Here is a 16,087-nt window from a genome sequence, read left to right on the forward strand (position 1 = left end):
TGCCTAGACCAGAATCACCCTGCCGCAAAGCTACCTTCAGGGCAGGGGACATATGCATTTCTTACCTGCGGGCGGGGACCAGCTCGATGACCATTTCCGTGGCCGCCTCGATTGCGCCCGAGCTGAACAGCAACGGCACATAGTCGCCTTTGGCCCAGACCGGCGCCAAGTCGGCATAATGCGGCGAGGCCGGATCTCCCGACTGGCCAGGCGCGTTGATCCACAGGCTCTTGTCCCAGTCGCCCACATCCAGCACCAGGCGCACCGAGGCGCCATGGGTGACCCGTCCATCCGCCAGCCGCGAGCTGGCATGCATCGGGGTCGAGGCGTCGCCGCCCAGTGGGAAGGGACCGACATTGAAGCCGTGGGAAGTCGGGAAGACCGCATGCTGGAACAGCATCTGGTGGATATCGCCCCAGCGCCACGCGGCGGGCTCGCGGCCCAGCCGGTCGCGCGCGTCGCGCAAAGCCGCAGCGAGGGTGTTTTCGAACAGGGGGAAGAATTTTGAGGGCTGGGCTTCGAGCATGACGAGGACCGCATCGCCATGCCCATTGGCGATGAGGCCGGCATGGCTGGAGGTGAGGCCGGCGACGAGGGCCGGCCGCAGATGCGCCGACCACCACAGGCCGAACAAGGCGGCGCCGGCACTGTCGGGGCTCATCTTCTTGTCCCAGACGAGGAGCATGCTGCGCGCCTCCTTCGCATCGAGGTGCTCGGGATGGAACTCCATCAGCAGGCGATGCAATCGGTCTCCGGGAACCGAGAAGATATCGGTCTGGAGGGCTTGCGAATCTTTCAGCTCATGCGCCGGTATCTTTTCCAGCACATCCTTGATCCGCACCGCCCTGGCACTTTCCGTCCATTCGAAGCCGACAGGCTTCGCCGCGTGATCCCAGTCCGCGGGCAGATTGAATTCATTGGCGGTCGCAACGAAGCCCTGGTCCGGATCGACGATCCTGGGCAGCTCGGCGCGGTCGAGCTGGCCGTCCCATTCGAACCGGCCGGCGCCCGGGACGGGCAGCATGCCGTTCCAGCCGCTGCGGCGCGGCACATAGCCGGCGGGCGTCCAGGCGATATGTCCGTCGACATCGGCAAAGGTCTTGTTGACCGACGGGGTCTTCCAGCGCGCCAGGCCTTCGTCGAACTCGGTGAAATTGCGTGCCCGCATGGTGGTGAGGCTGGCGAGATAGGGGGCCGATCCCGGCTCTGCCCATACCGAGCGCACCGCGATCGCGATCTTCTTCACAGGATCGGCAAAGACAACCGGCCCATGCCGGGTGAAGAGCAGCGTGTGCTCCTGCGCCACCGCGCCCTTGACGTCGAAGCGCTCCACGACGCGCGTCATCGCCTCCCAGCCATCGCCATAGCGATAGGCGGCAGGGTTGAGCGGATCGGTCTCATAGACATAGACGTCTTCCTGGTCGGCATCGAAGATGGTGAGGCCGAAGGCGATCCTGTCATTGTGGCCGATGGAAATGCCGGGAAGGCAGGGCTCGCCTGCCCCGATCACATCGATGCCGGGCGCCGACAGATGGGCGAGGTAGCGCAGCGACGGCAAAGCGAGGGAACGGTGCGGGTCGCTGGCGAGGATCGGCCGTCCGCTCTTCGTGCGCGTGCCATGCACGACCCAGCTGTTGGAGCCCTGCGGCGCTTCATTCCGCGTGATGCCGGAATCATCGAAGGTCGACCAGCGCCAGGCATCGTCCAGCGATGCGGCGAGCCGCTCCTTTGAAAAGGAGACGGGCGCGCTGGCCAGTTTCAGGAGGTCGATGATCTGTTCGGGGATGGAGCCGAGATCGATCCTGCCGGGATTGCCGATCGGCAGATCGGGCTCGCGATGCTGGCGCAGCCGGTCGGCATCGTCTTCGCCGGCGGCAAGCAGGACGGCGCGCGCGATCTCGGACTGGGCATTGGCGGTGAGCCCATGGCTGCGGATGCGCACGACATCTTCAGGCGTCCAGCGCTCAGGCCTGGTGCCCATCTCGGTGAATTCGGGCGGCAGCTGCGCTTCCTTCCTGTCGATGGCATCGATGAAGGCGTTGATGCCGGCGGTGAAGGATGTGCAGATCGCTTTCGCGTCCTCGGCATAGGAGCGCCATTCGGCGTCCATGTCGCCGCGATAGAGGAAAAGCCGCGCCGCCTTGTCCTGCGCCAGATAGCCGGGCCCGAAATCGGCGCTGAGGCGGCCGAGGCCGCGCTTGCGCCACAGGTCAATCTGCCACAGCCGGTCGCGCGCCGCGTTGAAGCCCTGCGCGAGGAAGAGGTCGGACGCGGTCTCGGCCCTGATATGAGGAATGCCCCAGCGATCGATGAGGATGCGGGCTTTCTGCTGCAGCCCCTTGAGATGAAACGTCGTGGTCATTTTCGCTCTTTTCCGGATACAGGGAGAATACGGGGAGAATCTGCAAATTCGCCCTCCGGCTATGGTTGAAGGTTGTCCGCTGATTCCAAACGGTATTTGCCGGAAATTCCCGGCCGCGGAAACAGGCCATGCGCTGGTCGAGGCTATTTGACCCTGCTGAGGCTGTCACGGGTCAAGGCTTCGGACCGCTGCCCGGCAGGGGCATCTGACACGCGTTAACCTTTGTGCTAGGCTCCGCGCTGCCGGGGTGGGGAGGTGTCGCATGTTCCACATGCTCGTCTGCTTCAACCTCAAGCCCGGGAACACAATAGACCAGTTCAGGACAGCGGTCGTCGGTCTCGCCGATCACCTTCGGGCGCAGGGCCTCGCCGAAGCGGTCAGCCGGGTCGGACGGCGCGAGAGCAATACGCCGCTGGACACTGACCGGGAGCGCGCCCATCAGTACTTCGTCACCATGAGCTTTCGGGACCGGGCGCAATCGGATGCCGCATATTCGTATCTCAAGCAGCATGTGGATCCGAGCGAGTCGATTCATCACGCCGTCTATTCGCGCGCGGCCGATCCCATATTCATCTGCTGGCGCGATATTGACTGACAGAGCAGGAACCTATGGGGGCATGGGAGGTGAGCATGCCTTATTCCTACAGTTGCAAAGACTTTCCGGGCATGGAGAAATGTCGCGGATCGTTCGCGGCCGAGACTGAGGTTGAGCTTTGGAAGCACATCGAGCTGCACGCTCGCGAGGCCCACGAGGAAGATCCGGCAAAGTGGTCACCCGATGACAGGAATGGCGTGAAAGGGATTATCCGCTACACCCGATAGGAACCATTTCGCGAGCAGGCAGCTTCGGCGGACACGGCCTCCCGTCTTGCGCGGCAGGATGACGTCTCTCCCGCATCTCTTGCCATTTGGACAGGCGGGCAGGGCATGTCCCCATAGGAGCAGAACACGCAGCATTCGCCGGCCTTCGGCTTGAGAACGGCATGGCAGCCGTCACAGTCATAGAAAAACCGGCAGGCATCCGTCGGCATGGTCTCCGTCTTCCGATGCCCACACAACGGACAGGTGATCGTCGAGTGCAAGATCGTCATGGCGATTGGATCTCGGTGGCGGGATAGCCCGCATTCGTCGAGGCGGCGGCGATGTCAGCGGCGGTTGCCTGCGCATCGTCATAGCGCACGGTGGCCTGCCTGAGATCGGCATCGACCTCGACCGCGATCACGCCCGGTACCGGGGAAATCGCCGATTTGACCGTGATCGGACACAGGACGCAGGTCATATTGGCGATGGAAAACCTGGCGCTTCTCTCCACGGCGACGACCGGCTCGGCGAAGAGGGCAAGCAGCAGGATGATCCGGATGAGTTGCATGGATGCCTATAAAATCAGAAGACCGAGGATGTCGATGCTCGAGGCGGCGAGGGCGGCGGTGGCACCGAGCCACAGGAAGAGCCGCGCGATGCGCACCCTTCCGGGGTTGGCGCATAATTCCCCGGAGGCGCAGTCCCGGCGGTAGGAACGCCAGAAGCCCCAGCCCAGGGTGGCGGCCGCCACGCCGAGGAAGAGCGGCTGATAGGGAGAGAGCGCCGTCAGCCGTGACATCCATGCACCGCCGATCCCCGCCGATACGAGAAGGAGCGGCACCAGGCAGCATGAGGAGGCCAGAAGGCCGGCGGCGAGGCCGGCAGCGGCGACTCCTTGCGTGGTTTTCTCGCGGATCCCGCTGATTTTGGTTTCCGTCCTGCTCATCTCGAATGATATCATGCGTCCTGTAGCGACTACTGATTCAAGGGGCTGCCATGAGTCGGAACATCACAAGATCGCGAGGCGAGGCTCACACGATCGGCGAGCTTGCCGCACTCTCCGGCGTTCGTGTCGAGACGATCAGGTATTTCGAGCGTATCGGGCTCATGACCGAGCCCGAACGGACCATCGGCGGACATCGGCTCTTTTCATCCGCCGATCTCGCCCGCCTGAACTTCATTCGCCGGGCACGGGAAATGGGCTTCTCGCAAGGGGAAGTCCGCACGCTCCTGTCGCTCTCCAGCGGCGAGCTGACATCATGCGGCGAAGTGAAGGCCCTTGCGGAAAATCACCTCGCCGTGATCCGCGAGAAGATCGGCGATCTCAGGCGGCTTGAGCAGCTGCTGGCCTCGACGGTCACGGCGTGCACCGGCGGCAGGGTGCCGACATGCCCCGTCATAGAAGCCATCGCCCACGAATAGGAGGCTTCCGCGATGGGCAGAAGCCTCGTCCGGTCATTCACCCCACTGAGAATTCCTGGGACTTGAAGGTGAGCGCCTTCACCCCTTCGGGGGCATCGGCGATCTTGCGGATATCCGCCCAGGTCTGCTTGTAGTTCGGGATTATGAACTCATTCACGCCGTCATTGATGACATTGCCCATGACGCCTGACGGATAGGCGAAGAGCATGAAGGTCTCGCCCTTCCTGGCGGATGGCGTCGGATAGACCATGGCCTGTGTCGATCCGTCATCATTGAAGACCTCGACGAGATCGCCTTCCCTGACGCCGAGCTCCTTCATGTCATCCGGGTTCATGTCGATGAACGGATAGGGCCAGCGATCCATGACGAAGTCATTCTGCTGATCGAGATAGGCGTTCTGCCAGACATGGTTGGTGCGTCCGTTATTGATCAGATATTTGAACTTCGCCTTCTGCTCGTCCTTGCCGGGCGCCTGGAGGCCGCGCCAGGCGGTGGCCATGAAATGCGCCTTGCCGTCCTTGGCTCCGAACTTCCCGTCCGTATAGAGCCGCTTGGTGCCGACGATCTTGCCGTCCTTGAAGGCGACAGCGGGCTCCTGGAAACCATTCGTTCCCATCGCCCGCAGGCGCTCATACGTGACATGCTCGCCGCCGCCGGCATTCTTGTTGTAGCCGTCCATGAACGCGTCTTCATCGGTCTTCCAATCGAAGCCCTTGAAGTTGGCGGCATAGGTTGCATCGCCCATTTCCGTGAAGACGCGCTCCAGGTGATTGGCGATGCGCGCCGCGATCAGGCAGTCGGGCATCGATTGTCCCGGCGGGTCCATATAGCGCTCGGTCAGCCGCATGCGCCGCTCGCCATTCATCGAGGTGAGGTTCATCTCGCCTGACGTCGCCGCCGGCAGCCAGACATGGCAGGCCTGGCCGATTTGCGTCGGTACGATATCGACATCGACCGCGAACAGGCCACCTTTGCGGATCGCGTCCATGATCGCATTGACCATCGCGGCGCGGTCGCCATAGGGCACCGACGACATCGCATCCTTCACCATGTCGGTGCGCTTCTTGTAGGTCTGCTTGAAGCGCAGCGCATTGAGCGTGGTCTTGTAGTGATCGCAGGCCCAAATGTGATGGACGCCGCCCTTGCCCTCGATCAGCAGCCGATCGACATAGGCGGCAGGACGGCCGACGTGAGAATCGCCCGGCCGCACATAGCCTTCCTGATGCCCGCCCATGCGTACGCAGCCACCGCCTTCGCGGCCGATATTGCCGGTGGCGAGGGCCACATTCACCAGGGCGCCATTGGTGCGATAGTTGTCGTTCCCCCAGATGAGGCCCTTCTCATAGGAGAACATCGTGCGCCGGCGCTTGCCATCCTTCGGCTCGGCAATCCAGGCGGCCGACTGCCTGATCTGGTCGACGGTCAGGCCGGTGATCCTGGCGGCATCCTCGAGGCTGGTCTTGTTGGCCGCGATCGCCGCGTCATAGTCGGCGCCCGACTTGGCGATGAAGTCCTTGTCGGTCCAGCCCTGCTCGTCGATGTAGGTGAACCACGCATTGAACAGAGCGAGATCGGTGCCGGAATTGATCGCAAGATGCATCACCTTGTCCTTGCCGGCTTCCGCCTCGCAGGCATTGACCGTCACGGTGCGGCGTGGATCGACAATCACGATCCGCCCGGCCGCGTGCGGCTCGTCCGGAAGCTGGGATTTTTTCTTGTCGAGCGACGTGCCGCGCAGATTGGGCACCCAGTGATTGAGGAAGTAATTGGTCTGGGTTTCGAGTGCGTTGGTGCCGACCGCCACGATCGTGTCGGCAAGCTCTGCATCTTCATAGCAATTGTTCAGCTCGCCCACGCCCATGTCGCGTGTGGCATGGACCTCGGAATTATAGGCAGGCCGGTTGTGGATGCGGATGTTCCTGATCTTCATGGCGCCGAAATAGAGCTTGCCGGTGCCCCATGTGTTCTCGTAGCCGCCGCCCGCGCCGCCGTGATCGAAGGCGGAAACGAACAAGCCGTCCTCGCCCTGTTCCTTGATGACCTGTGCGGTCACGCGGGCGACGAGATCCAGCGCGTCATCCCATGAGGTGGGCTGCCACTGGCCGTAGCGCCACACCATCGGGCTTGTCAGCCTCTGCTGCTGTGTGTTGCGCGCCGTCGAATAGCTCATCTCGGCCATGCGGGCGCCGCGAATGGAGCCGAGGCCAGAATTCACCTCGCATTCCTTGTCCGGCTTGATGACGATATGAACATCCCGCCCGTCCTGCTGCACGATGTTGTACATCGAAGGCGCATACCAGGCGACGGTTTCCGCCGGCTGCTGCTTGGACAGATCCTCGCCGAAGATGTTCCTGGACGGCTCGGTGCCGCCCTGCTTGTTCACCGGCCATGTATAGGCATGATAGCCGCAGCCGACGATGCAATAGTGGCAGGTGACATTGTGCTTCCTGGCATCCGCGGGGATGATCGGCAGACGGTCGATATTGCGCTTGTAAGCCATGATCAGCCTCCCTCAGAGAACGTTGCTCAGACGGCCATAGAGCAGTTCATCGACGCCCTCGGCATAGATGTCGCCCTTGTCGTCGACGCGCAGGGTGTATTGCGGCAGGTTCTGGGTGGCCTGGCCCCACACTTGCTGTCCGCCCGCCTCGCAGTCGAACCGTGAATAGTGACCGGGGCAGTTCAGGGTCTTGTCCGCGCTGTTGTAGCTGAGCGGAAAACCCTTATGCGGGCAGATGGTGGAAAAGCCCACAATGTCGCCGTCCGGCCCAGCGCCGCCCGGCACGCGTTTCCCGAGCTTGAGGAGAACGCCGGGTGCATCATCATCGGGATAGGCGACCTCAAGGGTTTCGTTGGGCTTCAGCTCGGAAACATTGGCAAGTCGGTTGGAAGGATAGTCGACGCGCGCGCCGCCCGTCGCAGCCCTGGCCCTTTCCGTGAGCAATGTCGCGGCCGGCACGGAAGCAGCGGCAGCAAATGCTCCCGACAGGAACCGACGGCGTCCGACTTCAGCAAGCTTGTCACACCGCTTCATGATGACGATCTCCCATTGCGCGCTTCATGCGCGGTCGGGGAGATACTATTCGCGGCCGGCCAGCCGGTCTTATTGCGATGCAAAATGAGCGATGAGCACTAAAATCAAGCTTTTGCCGAAAGTCATGTTCGGAAATCCGAACATGACGCATTGCCGAAGGTCAGGATTCCCGAACAGGTATCAGGGATCGCTGTAGCCGGAGATATAGAGCCGCCGCATCTTCTCCCACAGCGTCGTGCGCGAGATGTCGAGAAGTTTCGCGGCCTCGATGATCTGGCCATCGGTCTGCTTCAAGGCACGCTCGATCTGCCGTCGCTCGGCGGATTCGCGGGCTTCGGCGAGCGTCGAGAAGGCGGCCAGCATCGGGTGCAGGCCGGATTCGAGATCGGGAAACATGTCGGCCGGCATGATCCAGTCGCTCATCGCCATGGCGACGGCGCGTTCCATCCGGTTGCGCAGCTCGCGCACATTGCCTGGCCAGGGATGTTCGTGCGCCGTCTCGTAGACGAGCGTGCTGATGCCGCGAAGATTGGCCTTTCCATCCCCTCTGAAGCGTTCGAAGAAGAGATCGATGAGCCAGGGTATGTCCTCGGTGCGCTTGCGGAGCGGCGGCACCTCGATGCGGAATCCGTTGATCCGATAAAAAAGGTCACTTCGGAATCTGCCTTGCTCGACTGCCTGGGCAAGGTCGGCATTGGTGGCGCAGACGATCCGGCCGTGGAATTGGACGAGTTGCTCGCCCCCCATGCGATGGAACTCGCGCGCCTCGACCAGGCGCAGGAGCTTGGCCTGCAAGCCTGCCGGAAGTTCGCAGAGTTCGTCGAGAAACAGGATCCCACCGCGCGCCCGCTCGGCGAAGCCTCTGTGGAAGCCCTGGCTGCCCGAGCCCTTGCTGCCGAACAGCTCTATTTCCATGCGGTCGGCGGGGATGGCAGCACAGTTCACGGCGATGAACGGCTCCTTCGACCGGGCCGACACATTGTGCAGGAAGCGCGCGCAGACTTCCTTGCCGCTTCCCGTTTCTCCGGTGATGAGCAGGGGGCTCGTGAGATCGGCGATCCGTTCGAGCGATGCCTCGACCTCGCCCATGGCCGGCGAGATGCCGAGCGTATGGTCCTTTCTCGCAACGGGATGGCGCTGGATGAGCGACAGCGCCCGGTCAAGGAAGGCGTCCATCTGGAAGGGCTTGGTCACATAGTCTCCGGCGCCGGCCCGCATCAGGGAAACGGCCTGGTCGATGTTTCCATAGGCGGTCACGAACAGAAACGGGGGAACCGCGGATGTCTCGGCGAGTTGCTGGTAAACGCTTTCGCCGCTGGCATCGGGCAACCTGATGTCACAGATCACCAGGTCGGGGCTGCTGGCGCGCAAGCCAAGCAATGCCTCGCTCCCCGTCTTCCACCAATCCACATGGCATCCTTCCAAGGTCAGGCTCTGGACCAGCGATTCGCCCATGATGGGGTCGTCTTCCACGAGGCCGACAATGCGCCCTTCAAGCAACATGCTTCAGTTCCCGGCTTTCGAAAGGTATGACGAGCCGGATGAGCGTGCCGCCATCGCCCTTCTCCGGCACATGAATGCTTCCGCCCAGTTCCTGGCACAAGCGCTTCACCATCCACAGGCCGAGGCCGGAGCGGCGGCCGAATGGAGCCACAGCGGTGTCGGGCTGCTCCAGATACTCTTTGAGATGCGGTGGCAGTCCGGAGCCGCTGTCGGCTATTTCGAATGTCGCGGCCTGAGCATCCGCAACGGCGCGCAACGAGATCGCCGTGTCTTCCGGGCTGGCTTCGCAAGCATTCAGGAGCACGTTGAGGACGGCGTCGCGCATGCGCGCTGCCGGCAATTCCAATGCCCCCGACAGATCGTTGGTCCAGTGCAGCGTCAGGCGCTTGCGCTTTATTTCGGGCTCGATGAGCAGCCTCAGGTCGTCTATGTCGCTCGGGATCAGCCTGCGACGGCCGCTGTCGTCGCGATAGACGGCCAATGTCGAGCGCACCAGATCCCGGATGCCCGCCAGCCCCTGTTCGAGGAGCCGCCCCGAGGTGGTCCTCACGGTCTCGCGGTCGCCGTGCCGTCGCAGCGAATCGAGCGCATTGAACATGCCTCCGAGCGGGTTGTTGATCTCATGGGCAAGGCCCGACGCAAGCCTTCCAAGGCTTGCCAGTTTTTCTTCCTCCGCAAGCTTGGCCGCCAGCTCCTCCCGTTCGTTCACCGCCCTGGCCAGCCCATTGTAGCGGGTGAACAGCCGGCGGAACTCGCCGCCATGAGAGCCAACCACCTCTTCCGCAATGGGCTCGATCGGACCCTGCGTGCTGCGGTCGAGATGAAGCGTGAGGATGCGGATCGGCTGAACCATTCGCCGAACGGCACAGTAGCCGATGACCGCGAGGATCAGTGTGAGGATCGCGTTCGTGAGAGCCAGGGTAGCGAAAACCTCCGACCTTTCCTGCAGAAGGGGACGGATGTCGGCGGCCGCATAGATGTGGCCGATTTCGCGATCCTGATAGGTCAAGGGGCGCGCCGCATAGGCGGTCGTCAGCTGCTCCACGAGTTCGACACCGGCGCCGGGGAATTGCGCGACGATCCCGGGCGCCAGCGTCCTGTCGGATGGAAAGCGGGTAGGATCGGTTGCCGCCAGAACACGATTGTTGCCGTCTGTCACCACGGCCCAATCCACATTGAGGCCACGATAGCGTTCGCGCGACCGGTCAAGCGTATCGAAGACCTCCCAGATATCCTCGCGCAAGACGGAAGGCGTGAGAGAGGTCGAGAGGCCATCGAGATAGGCCGCGGCGAGTTGTTCGAGATGCCGCTCCTGGGTATCGGCCAGGCGCGCCAGCACGCGATTGGTGATCACGGCGCTGACGATGACCATGAGGAGCACGACGAGCATCGGGACCTTGACGGTTATCGGCCAGGAGAGTGGTTTCGTGGCGGCTGTGAACATGCGCCCAGTCATCCCAGTCATGCCGGAAGGCTCATCACGAGAGTCATTTCCTCGGCGATGGTGTCGAACAGGCGGGCATCCTCGCTGCTGAAGCCGTCGAGCCGGAGAAGGTCCAGGATCTGAAGGCCTTCCGGATCATGCCTCATATCCAGCAGGGCCCGCTTGAGGAGCGGGACGGAGTCCCGCTCCCATTCGGTGTTGGCGCAGGCGATGGGCGGGAAGCCAAGCAACTCCGACTTCCTGAGGACTTTGGTCCTGCCGGTGAGCTCGGGCTCGATCTCCGACATCACTTCCCAGACATAGCCATCCACGCTGCCGCTTTGCGCGAGACCCGAGGCAACCGCCCGCACCACATTGCGGTGTCCATAAGTGAAGAAGGTCTGCCGGAAGAATTGCTCCGGCCGCAATTTCTGCCGTGCCAGGAGTGCCGCGGTCACCAGATAGCCCGAATTGCTGTTCGGATCCGAGAAAGCGTGCAGGTCGCCCTTCAACTCCTCGACGCCCGTCATCTCTCGATCCCGCGGAATGATCAGATAGGATCGATAGAGCGGCTTTCCGTTCCACACGGGCACCGCGACGAGCGACAGCCGGTCGCGGTATTGCACGAACGGGTAGCCGCATATCCACGCTGCCTGCAATTGACCCGAGACGAGCAGCGCGGTGATCTCTTCATAGGTGCGCCTCTGCACGAGCTGGACCGTGCGGCCGGTAGCGCGCTCCAGATAGGATTTGAGCTTGGTGAGGAGCTCGAGATCGTTGGTGAGGAAGACCGGCGTCAAGCCAAAGCTGATGGTCTTCTCGCTCGCTTCAGCCTTCGCCACCAAGGGGCTCGCGAGAGTTGCGGCAGCACCGGCGACCACGCTGCGGCGCGAAAGTGCCGGGACGAGTGCCCTTCGTCTGGCAATTGGGCTGGACGGTGCGTGCATGGCGGAATGATAGGCCGGGAAGGGCCTGGTTCCAACTCCACTGGCGTCCTGCCGCCAGCCTGCTGTCGGACTCCCTATCTTGCGCTGCACAATGGCGTTCAGGCCAATTGTCACAGAGCTGTAACACTGTGTCGGCATATCCGGACATATGGACAAGACAGGGGTTGTCGATACGTTGAGTTGCCTGGCACAGGCGACGCGGCTCGAGGTATTCCGCATGCTCGTGGCGGCGGAACCGCAGGGGCTCGCGGCGGGAGAAATCGCCCAGACCCTGGGCATCCCCCACAACACCTTGTCCAATCATCTCGCCATCCTGACCAGGGCGGAGCTTGTCTGGGGCGAGCGGCGAAGCCGCAGCATCATCTACCGGGTAAGCCTGGCGACGCTCAGCCAGACCCTGATGTATCTCGTCAGGGACTGCTGTGGCGGGCGCCCCGAGATCTGCACGCCCCTCAGCACGGTTCTCAGCCCATGCTGCCCACCACGGGAGAAGCTTCATGCCTGACCGCATATTCAACGTGCTGTTTCTTTGCACCGGCAATTCGGCCCGCTCGATCATGGGCGAGGTGATCCTCAACCGGGAAGGCATCGGCAAGTTCAAGGGCTACAGCGCCGGAAGCACACCCAAGGGCTGGGTCCACCCCTATACGCTCGATCTCATCCGGAAGCTCAATCACCCGATAAAGGATTTGCGTTCGAAGGATTGGGATGAGTTCGCGGAAGAGGGGGCGCCCAAGCTCGACTTTGTCTTCACCTTGTGCGACGAAGCCGCCAATGAAGTCTGCCCGATCTGGCCGGGCCAGCCGATGACGGCACATTGGGGCATGCCGGATCCGGCGGCAGTCGAGGGCACTGAAGCGGAGAAGCGGCTGGCCTTTGCCGAGACATACCGCATGCTGCGCAATCGCATCAGTGCCTTCGTCAATCTGCCGATGTCGTCTCTCGACCGGTTGAGCCTGCAGAAGCATCTGGTAGATATCGGCAGAAGCTGAGATCTGGCTTTCATTCGGAAATCATCAAATGAATGGATTTGACCTCCCTCGCCGCCTGACGGCCGAAGCGCTGGGCACCGGCCTTCTGGTCGCGACCGTCGTCGGCTCCGGCATCATGGCCGACAGGCTGACCGACGACACCGCACTCGCTCTCCTGGGCAACACGCTGCCCACCGGCGCGATCCTGGTCGTGCTGATCACCATCCTGGGACCGATCTCGGGCGCCCATTTCAATCCGGCCGTCTCGCTCGTCTTCGCCATGAAGCGCGACATCGACTGGAATGCGGCACTGCTCTACATCATCGCCCAGATCGTGGGCGGCGTTGCCGGCACCGTTGCCGCGCATCTGATGTTCGGCCTTCCGCTCATCGAAGCATCGCTCACGGCGCGCACCGGAGCGGCGCAATGGTTCGCCGAAGCCGTCGCCGCTTTCGGTCTCGTCGCCACGATCCTCGCCGGTATCCGTTTCTCCAGCTCTTCGGTGCCTTGGCTCGTCGGCCTCTACATCACGGCGGCCTACTGGTTCACCGCCTCGACCTCCTTCGCCAATCCGGCGGTGGCGATCGCGCGCTCGCTCACCAACACCTTCTCAGGCATCCGTCCCATCGACCTGCCGGGCTTCATCGTGGCCGAGATTCTCGGCGCCATCGTCGGCTGTCTGCTGATGACATGGCTGCTGCGCAAGCAACCCGAAGCGGAAGCCCGCAGGAGCGGCAAGGTTCGCGCATGACCGTCACCATCTATCACAACCCCGCCTGCGGCACCTCGCGCAACACATTGGCGATGATCCGGCAGAGCGGCGAGGAGCCGGTCGTCATCGAATATCTGAAAGATCCCCCGCGCCGCGAGAAGCTCATCGAGCTCATCCAGGCGATGAATATTCCCGTGCGCGACCTTCTGCGCCGGAAGGGAACGCCCTATGACGAGCTGGGACTCGATGATCCGAAGTGGAGCGATGACGAGCTGATCGATTTCATGATGCAGCACCCGATCCTGATCAACCGGCCGATCGTCGTCACCGGCAAGGGCGTGAGGCTCTGCCGCCCGTCGGAGGCCGTGCTCGATCTCCTGCCCAATCCCGATATCGGCCGCTTCGTCAAGGAAGACGGCGAGATCGTGACGCCACGCCGATGACCGAGAGCGAGGCCGCCATTCGCCGGGGGCCTGCCGGGTCTGCCGCCGAGGTCTTTGTCACGTTCCTCAAGCTTGGACTGACTTCATTTGGCGGGCCGATCGCGCATCTCGGCTATTTCCGCGACGAGGTGGTCGTGCGCCGGCGTTGGATCGACGAGGCGGGCTATGCCGATCTTGTCGCGCTCTGCCAATTCCTGCCGGGACCGGCCTCGAGCCAGGTCGGCTTTGCGCTGGGCCTGTTGCGCGGCGGGCCGCTCGGGGCGCTCGCCGCCTGGGCCGCCTTCACGCTGCCCTCGGCACTGGTCCTTCTCGCCTTCGCCTATGGCGCAGCGCTGTTTCAGGGGCCTGTCGGGTCCGGCGTGATCCATGGGCTCAAGGTGGTCGCCGTCGCCGTCGTGGCCCAGGCCGTCTGGGGCATGGCCCGGACGCTTGCGCCGGACCGCGAGCGGGCGGGCATCGCGGTCGCTGCCGTCCTCGCCGTCGTCTTCGTCGGAGGCTCGGCCGGGCAGATAGGGGCGATCGTCCTCGGCGGGCTGGCCGGCCTGTGGGTGTGCCGCGGGACACCGTTCACGACCGTGGGGCATCTGGCCTTTCCTGTCAGCCGTGGGACGGCCGCCATCTGCCTCCTTGCCTATGGCGTGCTGCTTGCCGGCCTCCCGATCCTCGCCACAGCGCTCGATGCGCAGGGCCTGAAACTGTTCGACGCTTTCTATCGGGCCGGCTCGCTCGTCTTTGGCGGCGGGCATGTCGTCCTGCCCTTGCTGCAGACGGAGGTCGTGGATCCCGGCTGGGTCACGAATGACGCCTTCCTCGCCGGCTATGGCGCGGCACAGGCCGTGCCGGGTCCGCTGTTCACTTTCGCGGCCTATCTGGGCGCGGTGATGCAGCCCGCGCCGAACGGCGTGCCGGGAGCATCCATCGCCCTTGCCGCCGTGTTCCTGCCCGGGTTTCTGCTCGTCGTCGGCGCGCTGCCCTTCTGGGATACGTTCCGCGCGCACCCTCGGGGGCAAGCGGCAATGCGCGGCGCCAACGCGGCCGTCGTGGGCATTCTCGGCGCCGCACTTTATGACCCGGTGTGGACGAGCGCGGTGCGCGGTCCTCGTGACTTTGCGCTGGCATTGACGGCTTTCCTCCTGCTTGTGGCCTGGAAGGCGCCGCCGTGGCTGGTCGTGGCCTTTGCGGCCGCCGGAGGCGTCGCGCTGGCGCTCATCGGCTGAAAGTCGGTGCCATGCCGGTCCGAGGGCGCGGGATGAGACGCAGCACGACCAAAGAGAGGATGGCGAGGCCCGCCGAAACCGCGAAAGCGACTGTCGGCCCGGCGCTTCCCATGAACAGCGCGAAGACGAAGGGCGCGCAGGATTTGACCGCGACGCTGATGGCCGAGATCCGGCCGAGCCTCGCGCCATAGCCGCTGCGGCCGAAGAGCGCGAGCGGGATGGTGCCCCTGACGATCGAGGAGAGGCCCTGGCTGAGGCCGAACAGGATGGCGAAGACGACCGCGGCAGCGACGCCGGCGCCCGCCAGCATCAGCGCGGCCAGCGCAACGATCAGGAACAGGGAGGAGATCGCGCCGGTCGCAAGCGGATGCAGCGTCTTGCCGAACAGCATGTCGAGGAAGCGGATGGCGACCTGCGAGGGGCCCATCAGCACGCCGACACCGACCGCCACCGCCGGCGTGAAGCCGGCATTCTGCAGGGCGGACACCCATTGGATGTTGAAGGAGGAATAGACGAAGCCGGTGAGGCAGAAATAGGCGATGAGCCACAGCATCGCCCGTACCCTTTGCCCGGGCGGCAGCGTCGGCAATTCATCGCCGTCTTCGCCGGACAGTGTCAGGCCGTTTGCCGTCGGTGACGCCGTTCGCCGGAGCACCCAGAGGTGAAGGGGAAGGCAGAGGACGAGGTTGACGACGGCGAAGACGAGATAGACCGAGCGCCAGTCCATGGTCTCGACCAGCAAATGCGTGATCGGCCAGAAGACGGTCGAGGCGAAGCCGCCGAGCAGGGTCATCTGCGTGATGGCGCGCCGCGCCGCCTGGCGGCCGGTAATCTGCGAGATCGCCGCGAAAGCGGCGTCATAGAGAACGAGGACCGACGTCACTTCGACGATGATGAGGGCCAGCGCGAAGGTGACCAGGTTTTGCGATGCCGCCAGCGCGACAAGCGCGATGGAAGAGGCGATGGATCCCCAGGACATGATGAGCCGGGCGCCGCGCTCGTCGATAAGCCGCCCGGCGAGAGGTCCGGCGAGGCCGCCGATCAGCAAAGCAAGCGACAGGCATCCGAAGGACCATGATGACGGCCAGCCGAATTCGCGCGAGATATAGGGCTCGAGCACGGCAAAGGCGTAATAGAGCGTGCCATAGCCCACGATCTGCGTAACGCCGAGGCCGATGATCGGGATGGCGATGGAGCGGCTGCCGCGGGACACCCCATTCGCCTGCTGCTGTGATCGAGCTTTCCGCCATTC

General features: G+C 63.5%; 18 protein-coding genes. 8 read left to right on the forward strand and 10 right to left on the reverse strand.

Annotation, left to right across the window (positions count from 1 at the left end; all coding sequences use genetic code 11):
- Positions 1 to 61 precede the first annotated feature (61 nt).
- Positions 62 to 2,362: a penicillin acylase family protein gene (locus DT068_RS05705; RefSeq protein WP_119388846.1), complete on the reverse strand. Its 2,301-nt coding sequence runs from the start codon at positions 2,360 to 2,362 to the stop codon at positions 62 to 64.
- Between the two features lie 262 nt (positions 2,363 to 2,624).
- Here DT068_RS05705 and DT068_RS05710 point away from each other — a divergent pair, with 262 nt between their 5' ends.
- Positions 2,625 to 2,957, forward strand: a complete 333-nt coding sequence (locus DT068_RS05710; protein ID WP_119388847.1) for a DUF6614 family protein — start codon at positions 2,625 to 2,627, stop codon at positions 2,955 to 2,957.
- Positions 2,958 to 2,992: 35 nt separating this feature from the next.
- A complete protein-coding gene (locus DT068_RS05715; RefSeq protein ID WP_119389281.1) occupies positions 2,993 to 3,184 on the forward strand; it encodes a DUF1059 domain-containing protein in 192 nt (63 codons plus the stop codon).
- Here DT068_RS05715 and DT068_RS28300 read toward each other — a convergent pair.
- Genes DT068_RS28300 through DT068_RS05730 form a run of 3 tightly spaced genes read right to left on the reverse strand, consistent with a single transcriptional unit; the run spans position 3,172 to position 4,109 of the window.
- A complete protein-coding gene (locus DT068_RS28300) occupies positions 3,172 to 3,453 on the reverse strand; it encodes a GDCCVxC domain-containing (seleno)protein (protein ID WP_368904466.1) in 282 nt (93 codons plus the stop codon). The two genes, DT068_RS05715 and DT068_RS28300, sit on opposite strands and share 13 nt — an antisense overlap.
- Positions 3,450 to 3,731: a cation transporter gene (locus DT068_RS05725; protein ID WP_119388848.1), complete on the reverse strand. Its 282-nt coding sequence runs from the start codon at positions 3,729 to 3,731 to the stop codon at positions 3,450 to 3,452. The genes DT068_RS28300 and DT068_RS05725 overlap by 4 nt, the downstream gene beginning before the upstream one ends.
- A 6-nt stretch (positions 3,732 to 3,737) precedes the next feature.
- Positions 3,738 to 4,109 carry a mercuric transporter MerT family protein gene (locus tag DT068_RS05730; protein ID WP_162914019.1) on the reverse strand — a complete coding sequence of 124 codons (372 nt, stop codon included), beginning with the start codon at positions 4,107 to 4,109 and terminating at the stop codon, positions 3,738 to 3,740.
- A gap of 50 nt (positions 4,110 to 4,159) precedes the next feature.
- On the opposite strand from DT068_RS05730, the gene DT068_RS05735 reads away from it, so the two are divergent.
- Positions 4,160 to 4,585, forward strand: coding sequence for a MerR family transcriptional regulator (locus DT068_RS05735; RefSeq protein ID WP_119388850.1), 426 nt, complete (start codon positions 4,160 to 4,162; stop codon positions 4,583 to 4,585).
- 37 nt (positions 4,586 to 4,622) lie between these two features.
- Here DT068_RS05735 and DT068_RS05740 read toward each other — a convergent pair whose 3' ends face one another.
- From DT068_RS05740 to DT068_RS05760, 5 genes are all read right to left on the reverse strand, one after another.
- Positions 4,623 to 7,085, reverse strand: a complete 2,463-nt coding sequence (locus DT068_RS05740; RefSeq protein ID WP_119388851.1) for an arsenate reductase (azurin) large subunit — start codon at positions 7,083 to 7,085, stop codon at positions 4,623 to 4,625.
- A 12-nt stretch (positions 7,086 to 7,097) separates the two neighbouring features.
- The gene (locus DT068_RS05745; RefSeq protein ID WP_119388852.1) at positions 7,098 to 7,619 is read right to left on the reverse strand and encodes an arsenate reductase (azurin) small subunit; all 522 of its coding nucleotides are present in this window, start codon (positions 7,617 to 7,619) and stop codon (positions 7,098 to 7,100) included.
- 180 nt (positions 7,620 to 7,799) lie between these two features.
- Positions 7,800 to 9,122, reverse strand: coding sequence for a sigma-54-dependent transcriptional regulator (locus tag DT068_RS05750; protein WP_119388853.1), 1,323 nt, complete (start codon positions 9,120 to 9,122; stop codon positions 7,800 to 7,802).
- On the reverse strand, positions 9,112 to 10,566 hold the full coding sequence (locus tag DT068_RS05755; RefSeq protein WP_119388854.1) for a sensor histidine kinase: 1,455 nt from the start codon (positions 10,564 to 10,566) through the stop codon (positions 9,112 to 9,114). Before DT068_RS05755 ends, DT068_RS05750 begins: the two co-directional genes overlap by 11 nt.
- Before the next feature lie 17 nt (positions 10,567 to 10,583).
- Positions 10,584 to 11,492 (reverse strand): substrate-binding domain-containing protein, encoded by a 909-nt coding sequence (locus DT068_RS05760; protein WP_119388855.1) that lies wholly within the window; start codon positions 11,490 to 11,492, stop codon positions 10,584 to 10,586.
- Positions 11,493 to 11,640: 148 nt separating this feature from the next.
- Between DT068_RS05760 and DT068_RS05765 the strand changes: the two genes are divergently transcribed.
- The 5 genes from DT068_RS05765 to chrA are packed head-to-tail and all read left to right on the forward strand — an operon-like array spanning position 11,641 to position 14,835.
- The gene (locus DT068_RS05765) at positions 11,641 to 11,997 is read left to right on the forward strand and encodes an ArsR/SmtB family transcription factor (RefSeq protein ID WP_119388856.1); all 357 of its coding nucleotides are present in this window, start codon (positions 11,641 to 11,643) and stop codon (positions 11,995 to 11,997) included.
- Positions 11,990 to 12,484: an arsenate reductase ArsC gene (locus DT068_RS05770; protein WP_119388857.1), complete on the forward strand. Its 495-nt coding sequence runs from the start codon at positions 11,990 to 11,992 to the stop codon at positions 12,482 to 12,484. Before DT068_RS05765 ends, DT068_RS05770 begins: the two co-directional genes overlap by 8 nt.
- A gap of 28 nt (positions 12,485 to 12,512) precedes the next feature.
- The gene (locus tag DT068_RS05775) at positions 12,513 to 13,214 is read left to right on the forward strand and encodes an aquaporin (RefSeq protein WP_119388858.1); all 702 of its coding nucleotides are present in this window, start codon (positions 12,513 to 12,515) and stop codon (positions 13,212 to 13,214) included.
- On the forward strand, positions 13,211 to 13,618 hold the full coding sequence (arsC, locus tag DT068_RS05780; RefSeq protein ID WP_119388859.1) for an arsenate reductase (glutaredoxin): 408 nt from the start codon (positions 13,211 to 13,213) through the stop codon (positions 13,616 to 13,618). The genes DT068_RS05775 and arsC overlap by 4 nt, the downstream gene beginning before the upstream one ends.
- Complete coding sequence (gene chrA / locus DT068_RS05785) at positions 13,615 to 14,835, forward strand: chromate efflux transporter (RefSeq protein ID WP_119388860.1); 1,221 nt, start codon at positions 13,615 to 13,617, stop codon at positions 14,833 to 14,835. Before arsC ends, chrA begins: the two co-directional genes overlap by 4 nt.
- On the opposite strand, the gene DT068_RS05790 is transcribed toward chrA, so the two are convergent.
- A complete protein-coding gene (locus DT068_RS05790; RefSeq protein WP_162914020.1) occupies positions 14,825 to 16,048 on the reverse strand; it encodes an MFS transporter in 1,224 nt (407 codons plus the stop codon). The two genes, chrA and DT068_RS05790, sit on opposite strands and share 11 nt — an antisense overlap.
- Positions 16,049 to 16,087: the final 39 nt, after the last annotated feature.

This window comes from Taklimakanibacter lacteus, assembly GCA_003576695.1.
GTDB lineage: Bacteria > Pseudomonadota > Alphaproteobacteria > Rhizobiales > Aestuariivirgaceae > Taklimakanibacter > Taklimakanibacter lacteus.

Excerpts from the sequence above, each read along its gene's own strand:
- DT068_RS05765 (WP_119388856.1), top strand. The coding sequence starts at position 11,641 with ATGGACAAGACAGGGGTTGTCGATACGTTGAGTTGCCTGGCACAGGCG.
- DT068_RS05740 (WP_119388851.1), bottom strand. The coding sequence starts at position 7,085 with ATGGCTTACAAGCGCAATATCGACCGTCTGCCGATCATCCCCGCGGAT.
- DT068_RS28300 (WP_368904466.1), bottom strand. The coding sequence starts at position 3,453 with ATGACGATCTTGCACTCGACGATCACCTGTCCGTTGTGTGGGCATCGG.
- DT068_RS05735 (WP_119388850.1), top strand. The coding sequence starts at position 4,160 with ATGAGTCGGAACATCACAAGATCGCGAGGCGAGGCTCACACGATCGGC.
- DT068_RS05770 (WP_119388857.1), top strand. The coding sequence starts at position 11,990 with ATGCCTGACCGCATATTCAACGTGCTGTTTCTTTGCACCGGCAATTCG.
- DT068_RS05750 (WP_119388853.1), bottom strand. The coding sequence starts at position 9,122 with ATGTTGCTTGAAGGGCGCATTGTCGGCCTCGTGGAAGACGACCCCATC.
- DT068_RS05760 (WP_119388855.1), bottom strand. The coding sequence starts at position 11,492 with ATGCACGCACCGTCCAGCCCAATTGCCAGACGAAGGGCACTCGTCCCG.
- DT068_RS05755 (WP_119388854.1), bottom strand. The coding sequence starts at position 10,566 with ATGTTCACAGCCGCCACGAAACCACTCTCCTGGCCGATAACCGTCAAG.
- DT068_RS05705 (WP_119388846.1), bottom strand. The coding sequence starts at position 2,362 with ATGACCACGACGTTTCATCTCAAGGGGCTGCAGCAGAAAGCCCGCATC.
- DT068_RS05710 (WP_119388847.1), top strand. The coding sequence starts at position 2,625 with ATGTTCCACATGCTCGTCTGCTTCAACCTCAAGCCCGGGAACACAATA.
- arsC (WP_119388859.1), top strand. The coding sequence starts at position 13,211 with ATGACCGTCACCATCTATCACAACCCCGCCTGCGGCACCTCGCGCAAC.
- DT068_RS05725 (WP_119388848.1), bottom strand. The coding sequence starts at position 3,731 with ATGCAACTCATCCGGATCATCCTGCTGCTTGCCCTCTTCGCCGAGCCG.
- DT068_RS05715 (WP_119389281.1), top strand. The coding sequence starts at position 2,993 with ATGCCTTATTCCTACAGTTGCAAAGACTTTCCGGGCATGGAGAAATGT.
- DT068_RS05730 (WP_162914019.1), bottom strand. The coding sequence starts at position 4,109 with ATGAGCAGGACGGAAACCAAAATCAGCGGGATCCGCGAGAAAACCACG.
- DT068_RS05745 (WP_119388852.1), bottom strand. The coding sequence starts at position 7,619 with ATGAAGCGGTGTGACAAGCTTGCTGAAGTCGGACGCCGTCGGTTCCTG.
- DT068_RS05775 (WP_119388858.1), top strand. The coding sequence starts at position 12,513 with ATGAATGGATTTGACCTCCCTCGCCGCCTGACGGCCGAAGCGCTGGGC.
- chrA (WP_119388860.1), top strand. The coding sequence starts at position 13,615 with ATGACCGAGAGCGAGGCCGCCATTCGCCGGGGGCCTGCCGGGTCTGCC.